This window comes from Bacillus sp. CH_48, from assembly GCF_038008465.1.
Classification (GTDB): Bacteria; Bacillota; Bacilli; order Bacillales; family Bacillaceae_G; genus Bacillus_A; species Bacillus_A thuringiensis_S.
The window spans coordinates 5,080,535-5,101,807 of record NZ_JBBOZF010000001.1 but is presented as its reverse complement, the minus strand read 5'-3'; the positions used below and the strand labels follow the sequence as shown (position 1 = coordinate 5,101,807).

The following is a 21,273-nucleotide window of genomic DNA, read 5'->3' as shown; positions in this document are numbered from 1 at the left end:
AATGATTTATCAACATCTCTTATTATTCTTTAAAATCTGCAACAGAACCAGGATTTCCCCTCAAAGTATAAATTCCAAGGGGAACCGTTTTTTTTATTTACTTATATACGTACAGCTGTACCACTGACAGCAACCATTAACATTCCATCACGAACAACTTCGTAATCTACGTCAATACCAACGATAGCGTTCGCACCTTTTTCTTTTGCAAGTTCTTTCATTTCGCCCATTGCAATATCACGAGCGTCTTTTAGCTTACTTTCATAAGCACCAACACGGCCACCGACAACATCACGAACGGAAGCGAATACATCGCGGACAATATTTGCACCCATAATAGCTTCACCATTTACAATATCAATATACTCAATAATCTCTTTACCTTGAATTCCAGAAGTTGTTGTTACAATCATGACTGACACTCTCCTAATATCTTATAATTTTTGATTAGCTTTCTTATGCCATAGAAAAAGTATTTTTGGCACCAGAAACAAGTCTAGTTTCTTACAGAATGAAACCAAGGCAATTGTTTAACATGTGTATCGCTATAACATATGCAATGGATCTTTTAGAAATAAGATAAGCCGCAGTAAGTATCAACGATCCAGGTAAATAAATAGCAATATCCGAAAGTTGGTTCGTATGAAGAAGTGTAAAAATCATAATCGAAATGATAGATGCAATAGCAGTACCAATATGGTAAGAAAAACGATTTATTAATATGTGACGAAACACAATTTCTTCAAGTATTGGACCCAGAATACCAAATACAAGCAATGTAAATACAAGAGGTACCTCCGCACCCGTTTCAAGGAGCTGCTCTTGGTTCTCTGGTTGACCAGTTGCTAGAAAACGCATAACACACTGTTCCACAATTACCGTAAATAAAACTACCATAGGAATACTTACTATTTTCAAAATTGTCTTCTCTTTAAAATAAGTAAAACTTTCAATAATTTCTTTCCTAAAGAAAATGATTCCTACAATAGCAGGTACAGTAAAACCGATGGCACTAAGAACAAATTCTGATTCAACTAAATTGACATTAGCTAAAAGTGATATGCCAAATAATATGTACAAGCCAATTTGAAATGGTACAAACATTGTAAAGATTATGAGCATAATGATTTCTTTTTTATTCATTTTTATAAAGTTCACTGTATTGCCCCCATAATTAAATTACCTATAATTTTTGATTTTTCTCTCTGCATAACGTTCTCCTTCTAAATATATTTATATAAGATCATAAACCGGACGGTTCGGTCCGGAACCTAATGATACTATAAGTTTCTAGTTTTTTAAACCCTTTTTATAAAGTATTAACAAAATCCAAATGGAAAAAAAGCAAATATATTTATATCTCAGTTTCTTTGGTACAATTTAATTCCAGTAATCATTAATGATTACCCTTTTATAGAATGAAGTGAAAGTGGGGATAGTTCAAACACTTTAGCTAAACATATTAATCAAAATTATATATAATAATCATATGTCTATACGTTAAATTTAACTATATATTTTTACACCTACTACGAAGTTAGGTGAAATTAGTTGTATAACATGACTGAATTAAATAATTGGTCATGTTAATTTTGACAGAAAATTCATTTGAATGATATAGATAATACAATTTGATTAATCTCTTTTCAAACTGTATTGTTTGAGGTTCACATAATATAGGGGTTGATAAGATATTTTCGCTCCAAACTTCTTTATACTTACAAAAAAATTCAAGAAAATAGATGGTAAATATCACCTGGAATATTAAGCTCGTTTTTATTAGGAGGATTACAAAGCATGACTAAAGTTGATAAGGTTAAAGAAAAAATTATTGAAACATCTTTATATTTATTTAATACTAATGGGATAACTCGCACATCCATCCAGGATATAATGACAGCTACTGAACTACCTAAAGGATCTATTTATCGTAGATTCAAAAGTAAAGAAGAAATTGTCCTTGCTGCCTACGACAAAAGTGGTGAGATTATGTGGAGTCATTTTCATAAAGCAATGGAAAATAAAAAGACAGCAATCGATAAAATCCTTGCAATTTTCCTTGTATATCAAGATGCAGCTAATAATCCTCCTATTGCTGGAGGCTGTCCATTACTTAATAGCGCAATTGAAAGTACTGGAGTATTTCCAGAATTACAAAAAGCAGCAGCAAAAGGTTATGATGATACAGTAATGTTAATGGCTTCTCTCATAAAAGAAGGAATAGAGAAACAAGAACTTAAAGAAGATATAGAGGTTATATCACTTGCTTCCTTTCTTGCATCTTCAATGGAGGGGGCTATTATGGCAAGTCGAGTATCTAACGATAATATACACCATCATTATTTTATTGAACAAATAAAACATCATCTTTTCACTTATTCTAAATAAGTGGGAACTTGCATTGTTTTCATCCAATTTTTATAAAATTAAATTGAATACATACCCCTTATAACCAGTATCTTCTGTTTATAAGGGGTATTTGAATAGTTTTTAGACGATGGTTTATGTTTCTTATTGAACGGTTTCATTGTATATAATAAGTGGAATATAAGTTCAGTTAGATAAAATTCGGTAGTCGAATTTTTTTGCATAAAGCTGTATAATGCTTGTAACGAAAGGGAAATACAGGAAGGGATTTGTAATGAGTTACTATGGAAAAAGATAAACAACAATTAAGCGTTGAAGTTGCAAGATTATATTATCAATCAGATTATAGTCAGCAAGAAATTGCTAACAAATTAAATATTTCAAGACCGACGATTTCTAGATTGTTAAAGTACGCGAAAGAAAAAGGGTTTGTTCAAATTAGCATCGCCGATCCATTTGCGGATTTAGATAACGTTGGGAATTTACTGAAAGAAAAATACAACTTGTTAGAGGCACATGTTGTATTTTCTCCAGTACCGGAATATGCAACGATTACAGAGTATATAAGTAAATATGCTGCTGAGTATATGGAAAAGACAGTTAAAAATGGTGATATTGTTGGTGTAAGCTGGGGAATGACTATGTATGAAATCGCTAGAAAAATCGTACCGCAACATGTAAAAGGGGTAGAGGTTGTCCAGCTAAAAGGTGGTATTAGTCATTCAAGTGTAAATACATATGCGAATGAAACGATAGCTTTATTTGCAGATGCTTTTCAAACGACGCCAAGAAATCTACCTCTTCCAGTTATATTTGATAATGCAGTGACAAAAGAATTAGTAGAGCAGGATCGACATATTCATCACATTATCGAAATGGGGAAGCAAGCGAATATTGCAATTTTTACTGTAGGAACAGTGCGAGATGAAGCGCTATTATTCCGATTAGGTTATTTCGATAAGGAGGAAACAAGTTTACTCAAAAAACAATCGGTCGGTGACATTTGTTCACGTTTCTTTGATGGAGACGGAAATATTAGTAGTGAAGAAATTAATAAGCGGACCATTGGAATTGAGTTAGAGGAACTGAAATTAAAGAAACGCTCTATTTTAGTTGCAGGTGGTAATAGAAAAATAAAAGCAATTGATGGTGCGTTACGTGGCGGGTATGCAAATGTATTAATTATCGATCAGCATACAGCAAAAGAATTGTTACATTATCAAAAAGATTAGAAATAAAAGGCGTTCTCAAAATGTTAATTTTGAGAACGCCTTTTATTTTGTTATGTATGAATGATAGGTGTTTTTTTGAACACAAATTGCCTTTTTAAAAATAATTATGGATATGGAGATACATACTACCATTGTTAATATAAAAGTTTTGATTTTAAATAGGAATTGTTTCTTAGTTAGAATGCGCTTTATTTACTACAAGAAAATTCCTTTTAAAAAAGAATGAACAAAATTTCAAAAGTGTATTTACATTTGTTCAACTAAGAGTTAGAATGAAGTTGTTAAAAGATATGAGGAGTGAAGATAATGAACATTGCAAAGTTAATTGACCATACAATTTTAAAAGCTAATACTACTAAAGAAGATGTTATGAAAGTAATCGAAGAAGCAAAGGAATATAAATTCGCTTCTGTTTGTATTAACCCAACATGGGTAAAATTAGCGGCTGATGAACTAGCTGGACATGATGTAGACGTTTGTACTGTAATCGGTTTCCCATTAGGAGCAAGCACTACTGAAACAAAAGCATTTGAAACAAAAGATGCTATCGCAAAAGGTGCAACTGAAGTTGATATGGTAATCAACGTAGGCGCTTTAAAAGATGGCGACAACGAACTTGTTGAAAAAGATATTTATGAAGTAGTACAAGCAGCAAAAGGAAAAGCTCTTGTAAAAGTAATCATTGAAACTTGTCTATTAACAGATGAAGAAAAAGTACGCGCTTGTGAATTATCAGTAAAAGCTGGTGCTGACTTCGTAAAAACTTCAACTGGATTCTCAACTGGCGGAGCAACTGCTGAAGATATCGCATTAATGCGTAAAACAGTAGGACCAAACGTTGGTGTAAAAGCATCTGGCGGTGTTCGTACACGTGAAGATGCAGATAAAATGGTAGCTGCTGGAGCTTCTCGCGTTGGAGCAAGTGCTAGTGTTGCAATCGTATTAAATGATGCAAAAGGTGCTACAGATAACTACTAATCGATAAAAGGTTAAAGCAATAGATATACGTTTAAAGTATATCTATTGCTTTAACAATTAAAAAAATGTAAGCGGATACGAATGGGAGGAAACGGCTTATGAAATACTTAATCGGTGTTTTTGGCCTCGTATTGATTTTAGGTATCGCTTGGCTTGCTAGTAATGATAGAAAGAAAGTCAAATATCGTCCAATCATAACGATGGTTATATTACAATTCATTTTGGGGTTTCTATTATTAAATACAAGTATAGGGAATATATTAATTAGCGGAATAGCAGATGGTTTTGGAGAGTTATTAAAATATGCCGCTGACGGTGTGAATTTCGTATTTGGTGGATTAGTAAATCAAAAAGAGTTTTCGTTCTTTTTAAGTGTATTAATGCCAATCGTATTTATATCAGCCTTAATCGGTATTTTGCAACATATTAAAGTATTACCTATTATTGTGAAATCTATCGGTCTAGCATTAAGTAAAGTAAATGGAATGGGGAAACTAGAATCATATAATGCTGTTGCTTCTGCGATTTTAGGACAATCTGAAGTATTTATATCAGTTAAGAAACAACTAGGGTTATTGCCAGAGAAAAGAATGTATACATTATGTGCATCGGCAATGTCTACAGTTTCTATGTCTATCGTTGGATCATATATGGTGTTATTAAAACCACAATATGTTGTAACCGCTTTAGTGCTTAACTTATTCGGTGGCTTCATCATCGCTTCTATCATTAACCCGTATGAAGTTACTGAGGAAGAAGATATGTTAGAAGTACAAGAAGAAGAGAAAAAGACCTTCTTTGAAGTATTAGGGGAATACATTATTGATGGATTTAAAGTTGCGATTACAGTAGCAGCTATGTTAGTCGGTTTCGTTGCTCTTATCGCATTCATTAATGCAGTATTTAAAGGTGTAATCGGTATTTCATTCCAAGAAATTCTTGGTTATGCATTTGCACCATTTGCATTTATTATGGGTGTACCTTGGCATGAAGCAGTTAATGCCGGAAATATTATGGCAACAAAATTAGTATCAAATGAATTTGTCGCAATGACAGATTTAGCACAAGGAAACTTTAATTTCTCAGATAGAACGACAGCAATTATATCTGTATTCTTAGTTTCATTTGCAAACTTCTCTTCAATTGGAATTATTGCAGGTGCAGTTAAGAGCTTAAATGAAAAGCAAGGGAATGTAGTCGCAAGATTTGGTTTGAAATTACTATTCGGTGCAACGTTAGTAAGTTTCTTATCAGCAACAATCGTTGGCTTATTATTTTAATAGATTCATATAATATAAAAAGGAATGGTGATTGTAATGAGAATGGTAGATATTATCGCAAAAAAACGTGACGGCAAAGAACTAACGACTGAAGAAATCAAATTCTTTATTAATGGATATACAGACGGAAGTATTCCTGATTATCAAGTGAGTGCGCTTGCAATGGCAATCTTCTTTAAAGATATGACAGATCGCGAACGTGCAGATTTAACGATGGCGATGGTTGAGTCTGGAGAAACGATCGACTTATCAGCAATTGAAGGAATTAAAGTAGACAAACATTCAACTGGCGGTGTTGGTGATACAACAACTTTAGTATTAGGACCATTAGTTGCTGCTTTAGATGTACCAGTAGCAAAAATGTCTGGTCGTGGTTTAGGACATACAGGCGGAACAATTGATAAATTAGAAGCGGTAGAAGGATTCCACGTTGAAATTACGAAAGAACAATTCATTGATATTGTAAACCGTGACAAAGTAGCTGTTATTGGACAAACAGGAAACTTAACACCTGCAGATAAAAAGATTTATGCATTACGCGACGTAACAGGAACTGTTAACTCAATTCCTTTAATCGCAAGTTCAATTATGAGTAAAAAAATTGCAGCTGGTGCTGACGCAATTGTACTTGATGTAAAAACAGGTGCTGGTGCATTTATGAAAACAGAAGAAGATGCAAAAGAATTAGCACATGCAATGGTACGTATCGGAAATAATGTAGGACGTCAAACTATGGCTGTTATTTCGGACATGTCACAACCGCTTGGTTTTGCGATTGGTAACGCTCTAGAAGTAAAAGAAGCGATTGACACGTTAAAAGGTGAAGGTCCAGAAGATTTAACAGAATTAGTACTTGTATTAGGTAGCCAAATGGTCGTACTTGCGAAAAAAGCAAATACGTTAGAAGAAGCTCGTGAAATGCTAATTGAAGTGATGAAAAACGGAAAAGCAACTGAGAAATTTAAAGAGTTCTTAAGCAATCAAGGCGGAGATAGCTCAATTGTAGACAATCCAGAAAAAATGCCACAAGCGAAGTATGTAATTGATGTACCTGCAAAAACTTCAGGTGTTATTTCTAACATTGTTGCAGATGAGATTGGTATTGCAGCTATGTTACTTGGTGCAGGTCGTGCAACGAAGGAAGATGAAATCGATTTAGCAGTAGGATTAATGTTACGTAAAAAAGTTGGCGATGCAGTAAAAGAAGGCGAGCCATTCGTAACAATCTACGCAAATCGTGAAAATGTAGAAGATGTAAAAGCAAAAATTTATGAGAACATCTCTATCGCTGAAACAGCAGTGGCTCCTAAATTAGTTCATACAGTTATTACTGACTAATCATCATTTCATTTACTTTGAGGGGGAAATAATATGGATAAGAAAAAATATATTGAAGAAGCAAACAAGATGTTATCGAAAGCGTATATTCCGTATTCTAAATTTCCTGTTGGCGCAGCGTTAGTTACGAAAGAAGGGAAAATCTATACTGGTTGTAATATAGAAAATGCTTCTTATGGTTTATGTAACTGTGCAGAAAGAACAGCAATATTTAAAGCGGTATCAGAAGGGGAGCGCGATTTTAGTTACTTAGTTATTACAGGAGAAACTGATGGACCGATTTCACCATGTGGTGCGTGTAGACAAGTAATTGCTGAATTCTGTGATCCGAAAATGCCTGTATTATTAACGAATGTAAAAGGTGATGAAAAAGAAGTGACTGTTGAGCAATTACTTCCAGGTGCTTTCTCAATAGAAGATTTAAAATAAGTTGAAAAGTGAACTGCACCTCCAGTTGTTAGACACGAATAACAATTGGAGGTGCAGTTTTTTACTTTATATTGCGGTGAATTATTTACTGATATTTCGTCCTCTTTTTCATCAATTTATTATTTTACCACATGTGAAATTTTAAAAAATAAATATTAAATATTAAATATTAATGTAGTGTAAGTACAATATAAATTCCCAATTAATATTAAAAGATGATAGGCTATTTTTATAATTGAATTACCTTTCGTACTCTAAAAAACGCCCTACCAACAAAGGTTCTCTATCAATATAAAAATCTATACTAATATGGTATAATTTTCATGCTCTATTAAGTATAGAAGGGGTTTATACGATGGGACAATTTCAAAGTAATTTTCAAAGCGCTACACAAATCGCAACGCAAATGAGGGCAGCTTCAGATACAATCCAAAGCGCAACAAATCGTTCTATAAAAAAGGCGACACGTACTACGCTTTCAGTTAATTCAAAAGCACAAGAAGCGAACCAACAAGTTTTAGATTTGACGAAACAATTTTCCACCGCCTTTCAACAAGCGGTCGATAATATTCATTCGGTAGCCAAAGAGTTTGAGAGAATGGATCACGAGCTTCACAATGCTTTCCGCTAATATGACCACCTTCGTAAAGATAAAACTTTAGGAGGAAAAAAATGGATCGAGATATCAAAAAACAAATTAAACAGTTAAATCAAAAATTACGAAGTGTATTTGAAGAACAGGACCGAAATCAATCCGCGCTTCGAACTCAGGAACAAGCGGAAGCTGATTTTCACGAATTGAAAAATCGAAGCAACCGCTTATTTAACCGTATTTTAGAAACTTGGCACAACGATAAAGAGTTATCTCATTTCTTTATAAATATCCGTCAAGAAGCACAACACATTGAGCGAAAACTTACATTTGAATTAGAAAATCAAAAAGAAACATTACTTAAAGAAAGACGAGACCTTAGTGATTCAGAAAACGACCTATCCTACCAGCAACAACAATTAGCAAGGGAGGTCAATGCATGAGTTTAAATATGTATTTGGGAGAAGTACAAAGCCAAACTCAAAGCATGAATGCTGTATGTACAGCTACCATTCAAGGTATGGAACAAGCCATTCAATCGATTGATGCTTTTACAAGTGATACCGTTCTATAAGGGCAAACTTACGATAGTGCAAAAGCATTTTTCGCAGAAACCTTTCGCCCTTTAGCACAAGGAATCATATACTTATGTGAAGAATTAATCCGTCAGAACGATGCATTTCCAAGTCAATTTCAATCACAAGTAGCTCAGGCAGATGTAATTGAACAAGAAATATTAGAACAAATTCGAGAGATTGACCGAATGAAAGCAAGTATGGAAGCCATCACTCAAACTATGCCAATACCAGGTATAGACGCTATGGCAAATCTTTTTACTGTCATGAGGAAAAAACTTCAAGAAAAGTTAGACCATCTACATGAATTTAATCAAACGTCTAGCAATAACTATGCTACAGCAATTCAATTAGCTAATAGTATTGCTACAGGTCTTGCAGAAGTACAAAGTGGAAAAGGTTTTAGTCCTGCAAGTGGTACATTTAGTACACAAGTATTGAATATGGAGTGGACGACTTCTATCCAGGCGATTACAGAAGATAGGAATCGTCAGGCTGATAATTCAATTGAAGAAGGTGCAATGTGCGGTAAAATTTCGCCTAAATCTGACTTCGAGAAGGCTTGGGAAAGAGAGAAAAAGGATCTAAGTGATGCATGGACTGGTATTTCTACAGGTTTTGTAGATGGTGCTGTAGATGCATGGGAAGGATTCGTAGCTTTAGGCGATAAAGAAACGTGGTTAAACATGCGAGATGCAATTATTAATTATAAAGAAACACTTCCTGCTGCATGGAATACTTTATCAGATTCATTCATTAATGATTTCTGGAACGGAGATATGGAAAGTAGAGAGCACTATGCTGCCTATGGTGTAGCATCATTATTAACAGGTTTTATTGGTGATAAAGGTCTTAGTAAAGCAGGACAAGCAGGGAAGTTAGCAATCGCTGGCAACCTAGCAAAAGGAAAGTCGTTTATGACTAATTCTGCTGCATATAGAAATGTATTAACTGATTTTAAGTTGAACACTGGAAACCGTTTGGCTTATGCTGATGTTGGAGGAAGTTCTATAAAATATGAACTTGGTGGGGCATACCAAGAAGCGAAAGACTTATTAAATCAATTTGCGGTTTCAAAAGAGGAATATAAAGATTTAAGGAAGAGAACACCCAATAATAGGATAAGAAAAAGCGTAAATACAGACGTACCCAAAATTGATCCTGTATATGGTTATGAAGTGGAAAAACTTGAAGCTGACCACATTGTTTCAATGAAAGAAATAACGGACATGGAAGGTTTTGACCTATTACCGAGAGAACAACAAATAGAAGTGCTTAATATGGATGTAAACTTTGTTGGACTTGGAAAACCAACAAATGCTTCTAAGAATGCAAAAGATTGGAGTACATGGCCGGGGCACCCTAAATACGGCGGAAATTATAAGACTAGAAATGTTAGAACGTGAAGCAGTGGCTAGAGAAGCTTTGAAAAAATCAATAAAAGAGAGGTTACAATCCATTGAAAACAATAGTTAAAAATATAGGTGGTAAAAAGATAATAGCTACAGCAGAAAAACATTTAGGCCCCCAGATAGAAAAGTTATTGTATTTGCTAACTAAAGTAGAAGATAACAAATTAGTTGATAGATTTTCTATGCAAGTTGGTTGGTCTATTTTTGTTCTATCCAAACGTGAAGATGGGTATCATATTATTGCCCCAGATTATACAAAAAATCCATTTAAGGATACTACAGATGATCTAACAATTGCTTTATGGGTGCAATTAGAACAAGTGCATTGTTTACGTCAGTTAAATATTGACGGTGAAACAATAAAGTTTAGCGATAAAATAGTGACTTCAAAAAATGTGTTACAACTAGATGAGGTTTATTTACAAAGAGCTAGGGATTGTGACAAAGGTGATTCTGGTTGGTATATCGGTCCTGTCGATGAAACAGAAGAAACTGACGGTGAATTAGAAGCATATTACGCATATCAGCTACTAAAAATTAGACCTTCAATTATTCAAGTTTTAGCCTTACCTTATGAATATCTGGTAGTTTTTGAGAAAGATAAAATCAAAGCCATTTTAGATGATAATGATGTCGATGTTTGGAATGGAGTTACAAACTAAGATTAGTTAAGTTCTAAAATAATTGAGAGGGCTTAACCGCATGAACTCAAAAATCCCGGAAATTCTAGGAATATTAGACGGTTATGAGAAAAGGGTAATTTTAGTAATTATAGAAACTGAAGCAATGGTTTAAATTAAGCTAGAAACTTACAGGATGGAAAATAATCAATAATGAATAAATTATAAAAGAGCATCCCACCATTAAAAACTGAACTGCACCCCAATTGTTAGACACAGTCTAACAATTGGGGTGCAGTTTTTCTATGGTTAAATTCACAACTGATGAAAAAATATACATCGTTCAACGTTATTTGAACGGAAATGAAAGTTACCGAGAAATTAGTAAAGCTATTGGTATAAGAGACACCGCAATTTTGAAATGGGTAAACCAATATAAACAAAATGGCTTTTTATTTGAAAATAGGATGTAATATTTTATTCATATTCCGTTCATAAACTTTCCGTAAAATGATTGTAGCGAATATAGAAAGTTTGCAACAGGAGGAATAGAATGAAGAAATTATATAATGCGGCATTTATTTACTTAATTATTGGTTTATTATCAGGTGTATTTGCAAGAGAGTATACGAAAGCACAAGGAATTAAAGGATCCACAATGTTGCAATTAGTGCATACACATGTATTAGTGCTCGGTTTTGTATTCTTTTTAATTGCTTTCGCTTTATGTAAAGTGTTTCATGTACAAGAAACAAAGAGCTTTTGTGCATGGTTTGTTGTTTATAATGTAGGAGTAATCTTTACTATTGCTACAATGCTATGGAGAGGTCTTTTACAAGTAAATGGAACTGACTTTTACGGTTTAAGCCATATGGCTGGATTAGGTCATGTTATTATAAGTATCGGGCTCGTTTGGTTTATGATTTTGCTCAAAAAGTCTTTTAAATAGATAGGAGTGAGAAGAGTATGATAGCACTTTTATCAAGTGTCATAGCGTTTTGTATGACTGTTGGAGTAATGTTTCTACGTTTTAAAGCAGCGAAAAAGCCGGTAACGAAAAAGAAAATTATATTACCACCAATTTTTATGAGTACAGGCGCGATGATGTACTTTTTACTAGAGTTTCGATTAACATCGTTAGAAATAGTCGAGGCAATTAGTATAGGGCTTATTTTCTCTATTTTTCTTATTAAAACAACTAAGTTCGAAATAAAAGGCGAACATATATTTATGAAACCGTCAAAAGCATTCATATTTATTTTAGTAGGCTTATTAGCTGTACGCGTGGCATTAAAGTCATATTTAAGCCAATCAATTGATTTGGCAGAGTTAAGCGGAATGTTTTTCTTACTTGCATTTGCGATGATTGTGTCGTGGAGAATTGCGATGTATCGCTCGTTTACTAAATTAGAAAAGACAATAAACAGAGCTGGAATTTCTATATAGGAAATCCAGCTCTGTTTATGTTTTATTGAAATTCTTTAGCGCGGAACTCATTTGCTTAATTTTAAACGTATTTGAGCATCTTGTAATGCAACTGGTGTAACGTTAAGACCATTAGGATCAACAATTTTTGTATTTAATAAAATGGAATCTAGGCTTCCACGAAATGTTTCTGTATAGTTTTGACGCAACATTTGTTGTTCTTGTTTTTCATCAACTGTTAATCCAGATGTTCTTTCTTTTTTTGATAATTCATTAATACGGAATAAAATGTTTTGCATTTTGTTCACCTCTTATTTAAATTTAAATTAGTAACTTACTAATTTATAGTTATTGTAACTTGTTTAGTTGTCTGTGTCAATACTATCTAAAATTTAGTTAAAAATTGACGAAAAATTATAACAATAATAGAATGAAGTGTATTGAATAATTAGTTTCACAATTATACATAAAACGCTAGGGGGATTATTATGAAATCAACATTTTTTGCTCAAAATAGAGAACGATTAGCAAACACATTACCAGAGGAATCCATTACGATTTTATTTGCTGGACAAGCACCTCATATGTCAGCCGATGCACATTATAAATTTGTACCGAATCGTAATTTTTACTACTTAACGGGAATCGGTGAACCAAATGTTATTTTTATGCTGAAAAAGTTTGGGAATAGTGTAGAAGAGACACTTTTCATTGAAAAATCAGATCCAGTAATGGAAAAATGGGTTGGGAAAACAGTTTCTAGCGAAGAAGCAGAGGGAATTTCAGGTATAAAGAAATTTGTATATTTAGATAGCTTTGAAAAGACAATGTCAAATATACTTTTTACAGAAAATGCGAAGCATCTATATTTAGATATAGAAAGTCGTGAGTGGAATGGTATGGAGACAAAAACATTAGCATTTGCTAAACATGTAAGAGAAAAATACCCACACGTAACAATTGGTAATGTATATCCGAACATTTGTGAATTACGAGTATTTAAAACAGAAGAAGAAATTGAAATTATTAAAGAAGCGATTGCTATAACGAAAGACGGTATTTACAACGTACTTAAGCATGCAAAAGCAGGCATGATGGAGTATGAATTAGAAGCACAATTTGATTTTACACTGAAATCATCTGGCATTAAGCACCATGCATTCAATACAATTTTGGCGAGTGGGAAAAATGCTACAGTTCTTCATTATGAAGATAATGATGCACAAATTCAAAATGGTGATTTAGTATTGCTAGATTTAGGCGCTCAAAAAGACTACTATAACGCTGATATTAGTTATACATTCCCGGCAAATGGAACATTCTCTAGTCGCCAAAAACAAATTTATAATATTGTATTAAAAGCATTAAAAGAAACAACAGAGATTATTAAGCCAGGATTAAAGTTCGCTGCATTAAATGAGCATACAAAAAAGGTACTGGCAGAAGAGTGTAAAGCAATTGGTTTAATTCAAGAAGATGAAGAGTTATCAAAATACTATTATCATGGTGTCAGCCATTTCCTTGGTTTAGATACACATGATGTAGGAACATATAAAGATAGAGTGTTAGAAGAAGGTATGGTTATTACGATAGAACCAGGTCTTTATATTGAGGAAGAGTCAATTGGTATTCGAATAGAAGATGATATTCTTGTAACGAAAGACGGGTATGAAAACTTGTCAAAAGATATCATTAGAGAAGTTGAAGAAATTGAAGAATTTATGAGTATAAATAATGAACATGTAAAAGGAAACCAAGCTGTAGTTAAATAATAAAAAGTCATCACTAATTTATTTGAACTTTATCTCGAATCGCGGACAATTAAAAAATCCATGATTCGGGATAGGGTTCTTTTATCTTCGAAATACTAATCTTTAATTATTAATCCTAATAAAGTTGCAAACTGAACAGCTTGATATGTTGATACTTTACATCCTCTTAAATCGTTCACTGAAACTGTAAGCGTATCAAAGCTAGAAGAACTAATATCTATCCCCTTCAGTGATGTCTGATCAAAATTAGCTTCATCAAGACTACATAATTGGAATTCAACTTTTTTAAGTTTACAGTCAAAAAAATCTGCAATATTTAATGAAGTTTCATTGAAGATGATTTTTTCTAGTTTGGAATTTCCAAATGCCGCTAAATTCAAAATTGAATTCTCAAATTTAACATTTCCTAAGCTAGATTCTGTGAAATTTACTCCGATTAATTTACTGTTTTTAAATTCGACTCTGTGAACAGAAGAATTGCTTAAATTAACATTTGATAAATCACAGTTTTCAAAACAAACATCTGTAATATCAATATTGCTAAAGTCTGTATTAGTAAACTTACAGTTTTTTATCACCGCATCATATAATCGTACTCTATCTACAGATTCATTTTCGAAAGTGGAGTCTATAATTTCACACACTTCCAATGTTGGATCTTCTTCATAAAAAATATCTTGAAAATTCTTTGAAGATAACTCTGGTGAAATTTTTGGTCTATCAATTTTCATCGTATATCAATCCTCTTCTATTTGATATATTTGTGTAATTTGAGTCTATTGTCTGTGAAGAACATTAGTTCTTATTATACAAAAATCTAAGTTCTTTTGTGAAGAGCATTTTAGCTACATTTTTCTTATTTAATAATAGAAGTGTTATTGTTTCTTAAGAAATAACGTCAAAACAAATACGAGAACGGCTAATATAGTCGCTACAAGGAAAGCATTTTGTATTTCTAAAATATTCGCCTCTTGTAATGTCTCCACTTTTAGTAATCTTCCAATTAGCTTACGTAAAATCTAGTTACATCTCCTTATTTTCTTGAAAATCAACTTCTATAATGATTTTGAAAAAGGAGGGATTTTCCATGAAGCGATTTGTATTAAAAGCTGTTACGGTCTCTGTAATATTTTTAATTGCTGCATGTTCTTTGGCCACAAATACAACAAATGATCATAAAAATATGAAAGATAAAAAAACAATACAGACTGAAACAGCTACAAAACCATTGAAGGTTGAAAAAGGACCAGAAGTTACTTTAATAGCGAAAGAAGAAAAGCAAAAGTTAAGTAACGGTGTTATTGTTCCAGTCTGGACATTTAATGGATCATCTCCTGGTCCAGAAATTCGGGTGAAAAAAGGTGAAAAGGTGAAAGTGACATTAAAAAATGAATTATCTGCACCAGTATCTATTCATTGGCATGGATATCCTGTCCCAAATAACATGGATGGAATTCCAGGCGTGACACAAGATGCAGTTGAACCAGGAAAAAGTTTCACTTACGAATTTGAAGCGAACGTACCAGGAACGTACTGGTATCACTCGCATCAAGATTCTGTAAATCAATTAGATAGAGGTTTGTATGGAGCGCTCATTGTAGAAGATACAAAGGAAAAATATGATAAAGATTACACATTAATGTTGGATGAATGGGTTACAGATAAAGAAGAAATGAATAAGCAGTTAAAAGAAATGACAAAAGGGCAAATAGGTAATAAATCTAAAGGTAATGAAAATGAGGAAAAGAATGATGATAAGAACGGCATGGATCATTCTGGTATGGACGTGGGCAGTGATCAAAAAGACTCTAGTAATATGGAAGGAATGGACCATGGAAATATGAAGATGGAAGGTCATGATATGAGTATGTATGATTTATTCACAATCAATGGAAAAAGCGGTGATTTAGTAGTGCCATTGAAAGTGAATAAGGGAGATAAAGTTCGTTTTCGACTCGTTAATGCTGGTTATCTATCACATGATATACATGTTCACGGTCATGATATAAAAGTAATTGCGACAGATGGTCAACCAATAAACGATCCAAAAGTTATAAAGGATAAAGTAATTTCAATCGCACCGGGCGAACGTTATGATATTGAATTTACTGCTAATAAAACTGGGAAATGGTATGTTGAAGACCATTCGAAAAATAAAGGTGCAAAAGGAATGAAAGCTGTTATTGAATATGATGGCAGCAAAGAGATGAAAGATAAAGCAGACGAAAAAGAAAAATTACCGAAAGTAGATATAATGAAATATGGTACTAAAAAATTAGGTAGTTTCACGTTAAATCAAGAGTATACTGCCACATATAATATGGACTTAAATACGCAAATGAATGGAAATGAAATGGTATATACAATTAACGGAAAGGTATTTCCGGATATTGACCCAATTCAAGTAAAAAAGGGTGATTTAGTAAAAGTGAAGTTGGTAAATCGTTCTAAAATGGATGATCACCCAATGCATTTACACGGGCACTTCTTTCAGGTGTTGAGTAAAGATGGAAAACCGATAAAAGGTTCTCCAATTGTAAAAGATACATTGAACTTAAAACCAGGAGAAGAATATGAAGTAGCCTTTGTAGCAGACAATCCCGGTGAGTGGATGTTCCACTGTCACGACCTACATCATGCTTCAGCAGGGATGGTAACGGAAGTGAACTATACAGATTATAAATCTGACTATGTTCCAAACCAAAACATTCCTAATAAGCCAGAATAATAGGAAGCAGTTATCCTATGGATAGCTGCTTATTCATTTTTGTTGCAAGTACTAATGTATATGTTGATTATGCCCAGGTGAAGGTGCAGGTGCAGGAGTATGATCTGGGAATGTCGCGAATACGGCAACGATAATTACTACACTAATTGAAAGTAATAACAAAAAACGCTGTTGGATAAAAGTAGAAAAGTTCTCCGATAACAATTGAATTATACAGGACATAGTAATCGTTATAGTAAGTAAAAGGCTAATGAACAATATACTATGAGCTTGTTGAGCATTTAACATTTCTGTAATCATTGCTCCCATCATACTTGCCATTAATCCAGAGAACATTCCTTCTAAAGCAGTATATAGGTGAAAACGTAGACCCACTAAAAAACCGATAAAACCACTAATTAAAATAGCAAGTAAAGTAGAATATAGTAATTCCCCCTTAAAGAGAATGCCTAAATAAAAACCAATACTTAAACCGATACTCATACTAAAAGACATAATAAATACCATATACTCCATTAGGGTACCCTTACGTTTGGAAATATTGGATGCAATAAGAATTGAGGTACAGCAAAGTGTTAAGGTAGTTAACGTATAAGCAAACATTATGATACCTCCTTGTCCTATCGTTCATTTCATCATATGTGTACTTATGATAATTTATATCTGCATATTATCTGCACAATTTCATAGATGTAAGCAAAGGAACGCTTGATTTTTTAGGGCGTCTTTTTTAATTGTAAGCATGTGAAAGAAATTGTTATATTATGAGTTTCTATTGTGAAGCCATAAAGAATAAGCGTATAATATTATAGGTCTCACATTTGCGAGACAAACCGCGAATGATAAATAAGATTGTTGTTTTATCATCGCTTCTAAACATATAGACAATGAAAGTAACACTGGAATACAGATAGGGAGTTATAAAATGAAATTAATTATTGCCGAGAAACCAGATCAAGGGTTGGCTCTTGTTTCACAGTTTAAATATCGCCGGAAAGATGGATATTTAGAAGTAGAAGCAAATGAGTTATTTCCAAATGGAGCGTACTGTACATGGGCAATTGGTCATTTGACGCAGTTATGTAATCCAGAGCATTATCACGCAGAGTGGAAAAAATGGTCACTTAATACATTACCGATGATTCCAGAGCGTTTTCAATTTGAAGTAACAAAGTCAAAGTATAAGCAATTTAACGTTGTGAAACAGCTGTTACATAATCCACAGGTAACAGAAATTATTCACGCAGGCGATGCTGGGCGTGAAGGGGAACTAATCGTACGAAATATTATTAATCTTTGTAACGTGCAAAAGCCTATGAAGCGTCTATGGATTTCGTCTTTAACGAAGCAAGCTATTTATCAAGGGTTTAAAAATTTACTTGATGAATCAGATACAATTAATACGTATTACGAAGCATACACAAGATCTTGTGCTGACTGGGTTGTTGGCATGAATGCATCACGTGTGTTTAGTATTTTGTTAAAGAAAAAAGGAATGAATGATGTATTTTCTGCTGGTCGTGTCCAAACACCAACGTTAGCATTGATTGTAAAGCGTGAGAAAGAAATTGAAAACTTTAAGTCAGAGCCTTTCTGGGAAGTGTTTGCAACCTTTAATATAGAAGGAAAGAAATATGACGGGAAATGGGAGAAGGATAATGAATCCCGCTTAAAAGACCCTGATATGGCGAATAAAATTGCGGCATTTTGCCAAGGGAAACCGGCTGTTGTGAAGGAAATGAAAACGGAGCGTAAAGAGTTTCAGCCGCCGCTTTTATTCAACTTATCATCACTGCAAGCAACGGCAAATAAAGCCTTTAAGTTTTCACCGAAAAAGACGCTTGATATAACGCAAGCACTCTATCAAAAAGGGATTGTTTCTTATCCACGTTCAGATTCTAACTATGTTACTCAAGGAGAAGCAGCGACTTTCCCTGATATTTTACAGAAGTTAAGTCAGTTTGATGAATATAAAGGTTTATTACCGGCTCCGGTTGAATCCATTATGAACAATAAGCGTTATGTAAATGAAAAGAAAGTAACAGATCACTACGCGATTATTCCGACAGAGCAAGTTACAAATCCAAGCAAACTATCAGGTGATGAAAAGAAAATTTACGATATGATCGTAAGAAGACTAATCGCGGTGCATTATGAAGTAGCGATTTTTGACTATACAACGATTACAACTCTTGTAGACGAACGTGCTGCGTTCATTTCGAAAGGAAAACAGCAAATTCAAGAAGGTTGGCGTAAAGTTATTTTCCAAGATGATAAAGATGACGAAACAATTCTTCCAATTGTTGCTGAAGGCGAAGAAGGAAAAGTTGTAAAGGTGAAAGTGAAAGAAGGAAAAACACAGCCGCCGAAGCGTTATACAGAAGGACAACTTATTACGTTAATGAAAACGGCAGGTAAGTATTTAGAGAATGAAGAGCTTGAGAAAGTATTAAAGAAAACAGAAGGTTTAGGTACTGAGGCAACTCGTGCAGGTATTATTACGATGCTGAAAGACCGTAAATATATAGATGTGCAGAAAAACCAAGTGTATGCGACCGATAAAGGAAAAGTATTAATTACCGCAATTGGTGATAAAATACTCGCTTCACCAGAAATGACTGCAAAATGGGAGCAACGCCTTGCGGAAATCGGGGAAGGTACAGCTTCACCAGCTACATTTATGGAACAGACGAAAAAGCTATCAGCTAAAATTATTGAAGACGCAGTGGAAATGTCTGAGAAGTGGGATTTCACGGGACTACATGTTGAATCGATTGAACGAAAAGGATCGAAATTTACAACGGGTAAAAAGGTTGGTAGCTGTAAAAAATGTGATGGCGATGTAATTGATAAGTCAACGTTTTACGGTTGTTCTAACTATAATACAACGCAATGTGATTTCACCATTTCAAAGAAGATATTAAGTAAAACAATTTCGCAAAAGAATATGACAAAGCTCTTAAAAGGTGAAAAGACTGATTTAATTAAAGGCTTTAAAAAGGGCGAGAAAACGTTTGATGCGAAATTAGAGTGGAAAGATAATAAGATTAATTTTGTATTTGAGAATTAATTTGTTAAAAGAGCATGACATAAAACTGTCATGCTCTTTTGTTTTTTCTTTTATATAAAATTTAACGATAAAAAAAATCCTTTAAATAATAATTTTTTATTGTAAAACGATAAATTTTGTATTAAAATCAAAATCATAATAAATGAGTGAGGTGCTTTTGTTAAAAGGTAACAACCTTATTTTTAAAATTAGAGGAGGTATAACTATGAACAGTAACAATTTGATTGTTAAACATATGGATAACCCCCATGAGTTGGAGAAGATGTATAGAAAAGATCCGAAAGCTTTTAAAAAAGCATTCTCACAAGCATGGGACCAAAACCCTGATTCTCAAATTCTAGGTGCTTGGTATGAAAGGTTGCATTTTAAGGAGAAAGTAAATAAAGAAAAAACATCTTTGTTTCAAAAAGGTTTCTTATTCATGGGCCTTTTAGCTATTCTGGCCGGCATAAGCACTAGAATCATTTTCCACTTTGTTGAGCAGGAAGCAATTGCTCCAATTAATTTGGCTTTTGGTGTAATTCCCTTTATTGCTGCTTATTTTGTTTACAATAATAAGCCGAAAAAAAGTATTATTTATTCCCTTATAGCGTTATTCCTAGTTTCCGGGGTGTATCTTAATACGTTGCCAATAAATTATAAAGACAGTACCATCCTTGCGTATTTACATCTTCCTATATTTTTATGGGTCTTAGTAGGGCTTGCATTTACAGGAAATGAATATTCAAAAGGCAGTACAAGATTAGCCTATATTAAATTTAATTTAGAATATTGTCTTCTCTACGGGAGCATGGCAGTGAGCGGAATGATACTAGCAATATTCACCATGCGTTTATTTAGCTTTGTTGACTTAGATATAGGAGAATTCTATTTTAGTAATGTTGTTTTATTTGGAGCAGCGGCTCTCGCTATTGTGACTGCATACTTAGTATCAATGAATCTTAAGCTTGCTAAAAATATTACACCATACATATCTAAAATTTTTAGTCCTCTCGTCCTGATTACCTTGCTTATCTATCTTATAACGGTAATTTTGGTCGGGAAAAATCCATTCTTGGATCGCAATTTCCTAATGGCCTTCAACGGAATACTGCTTGGTGTATTGGCTGTTACTATATTTTCTATCGTTGAGAGTGACTCAGACGAGAAAAAGAGTATTTCAGATTATATAAATTTTGCCTTAATTGTTCTGGCACTTATTATTGATACTGTTGCATTGTCAGCCATCGTATTTAGACTTTCTTCTTACGGGATTACACCTAATAGACTAGCTGTTTTAGGTGTAAACATACTGATCTGGGCAAATCTAATTTGGATTATGTTTTCCTATATGCGTTTCTTGCAAAATAAATCAGGACCAAAAGCTATCCAAGATGCCGTTACGAAGTATTTGCCAATATACGGACTTTGGGCAGCTTTCGTCATATTTACGTTTCCTATCATTTTTAATTAGAA

The 21,273-nt window shown here is 33.5% G+C and carries 20 protein-coding genes and 2 pseudogenes; 17 read left to right on the top strand and 5 right to left on the bottom strand.

The window, feature by feature from the left end; genetic code table 11:
• Window positions 1-101 precede the first annotated feature (101 nt).
• Window positions 102-413, bottom strand: coding sequence for a heavy metal-binding domain-containing protein (locus tag N2V92_RS25710; protein WP_000637518.1), 312 nt, complete (start codon window positions 411-413; stop codon window positions 102-104).
• Window positions 414-504: 91 nt separating this feature from the next.
• Complete coding sequence (locus N2V92_RS25705) at window positions 505-1,158, bottom strand: CPBP family intramembrane glutamic endopeptidase (protein ID WP_001009305.1); 654 nt, start codon at window positions 1,156-1,158, stop codon at window positions 505-507.
• A 639-nt stretch (window positions 1,159-1,797) separates the two neighbouring features.
• Between N2V92_RS25705 and N2V92_RS25700 the strand changes: the two genes are divergently transcribed.
• The 13 genes and pseudogenes from N2V92_RS25700 (at window position 1,798) to N2V92_RS25640 (ending at window position 12,269) form a co-directional block, all read left to right on the top strand.
• Entirely contained in the window at window positions 1,798-2,388 is a 591-nt protein-coding gene (locus N2V92_RS25700; protein ID WP_000169651.1) for a TetR/AcrR family transcriptional regulator, read from the top strand.
• Window positions 2,389-2,651: 263 nt separating this feature from the next.
• Window positions 2,652-3,599, top strand: a complete 948-nt coding sequence (locus N2V92_RS25695) for a sugar-binding transcriptional regulator (RefSeq protein ID WP_000409784.1) — start codon at window positions 2,652-2,654, stop codon at window positions 3,597-3,599.
• A 306-nt stretch (window positions 3,600-3,905) separates the two neighbouring features.
• Entirely contained in the window at window positions 3,906-4,577 is a 672-nt protein-coding gene (gene deoC / locus N2V92_RS25690; protein WP_001017441.1) for a deoxyribose-phosphate aldolase, read from the top strand.
• Between the two features lie 98 nt (window positions 4,578-4,675).
• Window positions 4,676-5,857: a NupC/NupG family nucleoside CNT transporter gene (locus tag N2V92_RS25685; RefSeq protein ID WP_000876177.1), complete on the top strand. Its 1,182-nt coding sequence runs from the start codon at window positions 4,676-4,678 to the stop codon at window positions 5,855-5,857.
• Window positions 5,858-5,893: 36 nt separating this feature from the next.
• On the top strand, window positions 5,894-7,195 hold the full coding sequence (locus tag N2V92_RS25680) for a pyrimidine-nucleoside phosphorylase (RefSeq protein ID WP_001983022.1): 1,302 nt from the start codon (window positions 5,894-5,896) through the stop codon (window positions 7,193-7,195).
• Between the two features lie 33 nt (window positions 7,196-7,228).
• Window positions 7,229-7,624, top strand: coding sequence for a cytidine deaminase (locus N2V92_RS25675; protein WP_000358532.1), 396 nt, complete (start codon window positions 7,229-7,231; stop codon window positions 7,622-7,624).
• A gap of 355 nt (window positions 7,625-7,979) precedes the next feature.
• A complete protein-coding gene (locus N2V92_RS25670) occupies window positions 7,980-8,255 on the top strand; it encodes a TIGR04197 family type VII secretion effector (protein ID WP_016077862.1) in 276 nt (91 codons plus the stop codon).
• Window positions 8,256-8,296: 41 nt separating this feature from the next.
• Window positions 8,297-8,659: a DUF3958 family protein gene (locus N2V92_RS25665; protein ID WP_000373354.1), complete on the top strand. Its 363-nt coding sequence runs from the start codon at window positions 8,297-8,299 to the stop codon at window positions 8,657-8,659.
• A pseudogene (locus N2V92_RS25660) lies at window positions 8,656-9,696 on the top strand (T7SS effector LXG polymorphic toxin); the annotation flags it as partial. The gene N2V92_RS25665 and the pseudogene N2V92_RS25660, both read left to right, overlap by 4 nt.
• A 554-nt stretch (window positions 9,697-10,250) precedes the next feature.
• On the top strand, window positions 10,251-10,865 hold the full coding sequence (locus N2V92_RS25655; protein WP_016077860.1) for an immunity protein Imm33 domain-containing protein: 615 nt from the start codon (window positions 10,251-10,253) through the stop codon (window positions 10,863-10,865).
• Between the two features lie 263 nt (window positions 10,866-11,128).
• A pseudogene (locus N2V92_RS25650) lies at window positions 11,129-11,272 on the top strand (transposase); the annotation flags it as partial.
• 104 nt (window positions 11,273-11,376) lie between these two features.
• The gene (locus N2V92_RS25645; RefSeq protein ID WP_016077859.1) at window positions 11,377-11,772 is read left to right on the top strand and encodes a DUF2871 domain-containing protein; all 396 of its coding nucleotides are present in this window, start codon (window positions 11,377-11,379) and stop codon (window positions 11,770-11,772) included.
• A 17-nt stretch (window positions 11,773-11,789) separates the two neighbouring features.
• A complete protein-coding gene (locus N2V92_RS25640) occupies window positions 11,790-12,269 on the top strand; it encodes a CcdC family protein (RefSeq protein WP_016077858.1) in 480 nt (159 codons plus the stop codon).
• Between the two features lie 47 nt (window positions 12,270-12,316).
• Here N2V92_RS25640 and N2V92_RS25635 read toward each other — a convergent pair whose 3' ends face one another.
• The gene (locus tag N2V92_RS25635; protein WP_001179616.1) at window positions 12,317-12,547 is read right to left on the bottom strand and encodes a DUF896 domain-containing protein; all 231 of its coding nucleotides are present in this window, start codon (window positions 12,545-12,547) and stop codon (window positions 12,317-12,319) included.
• A gap of 189 nt (window positions 12,548-12,736) precedes the next feature.
• Between N2V92_RS25635 and N2V92_RS25630 the strand changes: the two genes are divergently transcribed.
• A complete protein-coding gene (locus tag N2V92_RS25630) occupies window positions 12,737-14,020 on the top strand; it encodes an aminopeptidase P family protein (protein ID WP_016077857.1) in 1,284 nt (427 codons plus the stop codon).
• A gap of 95 nt (window positions 14,021-14,115) precedes the next feature.
• On the opposite strand, the gene N2V92_RS25625 is transcribed toward N2V92_RS25630, so the two are convergent.
• Window positions 14,116-14,751 (bottom strand): pentapeptide repeat-containing protein, encoded by a 636-nt coding sequence (locus tag N2V92_RS25625; protein WP_000687269.1) that lies wholly within the window; start codon window positions 14,749-14,751, stop codon window positions 14,116-14,118.
• Between the two features lie 356 nt (window positions 14,752-15,107).
• Here N2V92_RS25625 and N2V92_RS25620 point away from each other — a divergent pair, with 356 nt between their 5' ends.
• Window positions 15,108-16,748 (top strand): multicopper oxidase family protein, encoded by a 1,641-nt coding sequence (locus tag N2V92_RS25620; RefSeq protein ID WP_000820011.1) that lies wholly within the window; start codon window positions 15,108-15,110, stop codon window positions 16,746-16,748.
• 51 nt (window positions 16,749-16,799) lie between these two features.
• On the opposite strand, the gene N2V92_RS25615 is transcribed toward N2V92_RS25620, so the two are convergent.
• Entirely contained in the window at window positions 16,800-17,351 is a 552-nt protein-coding gene (locus tag N2V92_RS25615; protein ID WP_016077856.1) for a hypothetical protein, read from the bottom strand.
• 322 nt (window positions 17,352-17,673) lie between these two features.
• Here N2V92_RS25615 and topB point away from each other — a divergent pair, with 322 nt between their 5' ends.
• Together topB and N2V92_RS25605 are read left to right on the top strand one after the other, a co-directional pair.
• Window positions 17,674-19,818 (top strand): DNA topoisomerase III, encoded by a 2,145-nt coding sequence (gene topB, locus N2V92_RS25610; RefSeq protein WP_016077855.1) that lies wholly within the window; start codon window positions 17,674-17,676, stop codon window positions 19,816-19,818.
• A gap of 205 nt (window positions 19,819-20,023) precedes the next feature.
• The gene (locus N2V92_RS25605; protein WP_001087655.1) at window positions 20,024-21,271 is read left to right on the top strand and encodes a DUF4153 domain-containing protein; all 1,248 of its coding nucleotides are present in this window, start codon (window positions 20,024-20,026) and stop codon (window positions 21,269-21,271) included.
• The last annotated feature ends 2 nt before the right edge of the window (window positions 21,272-21,273 follow it).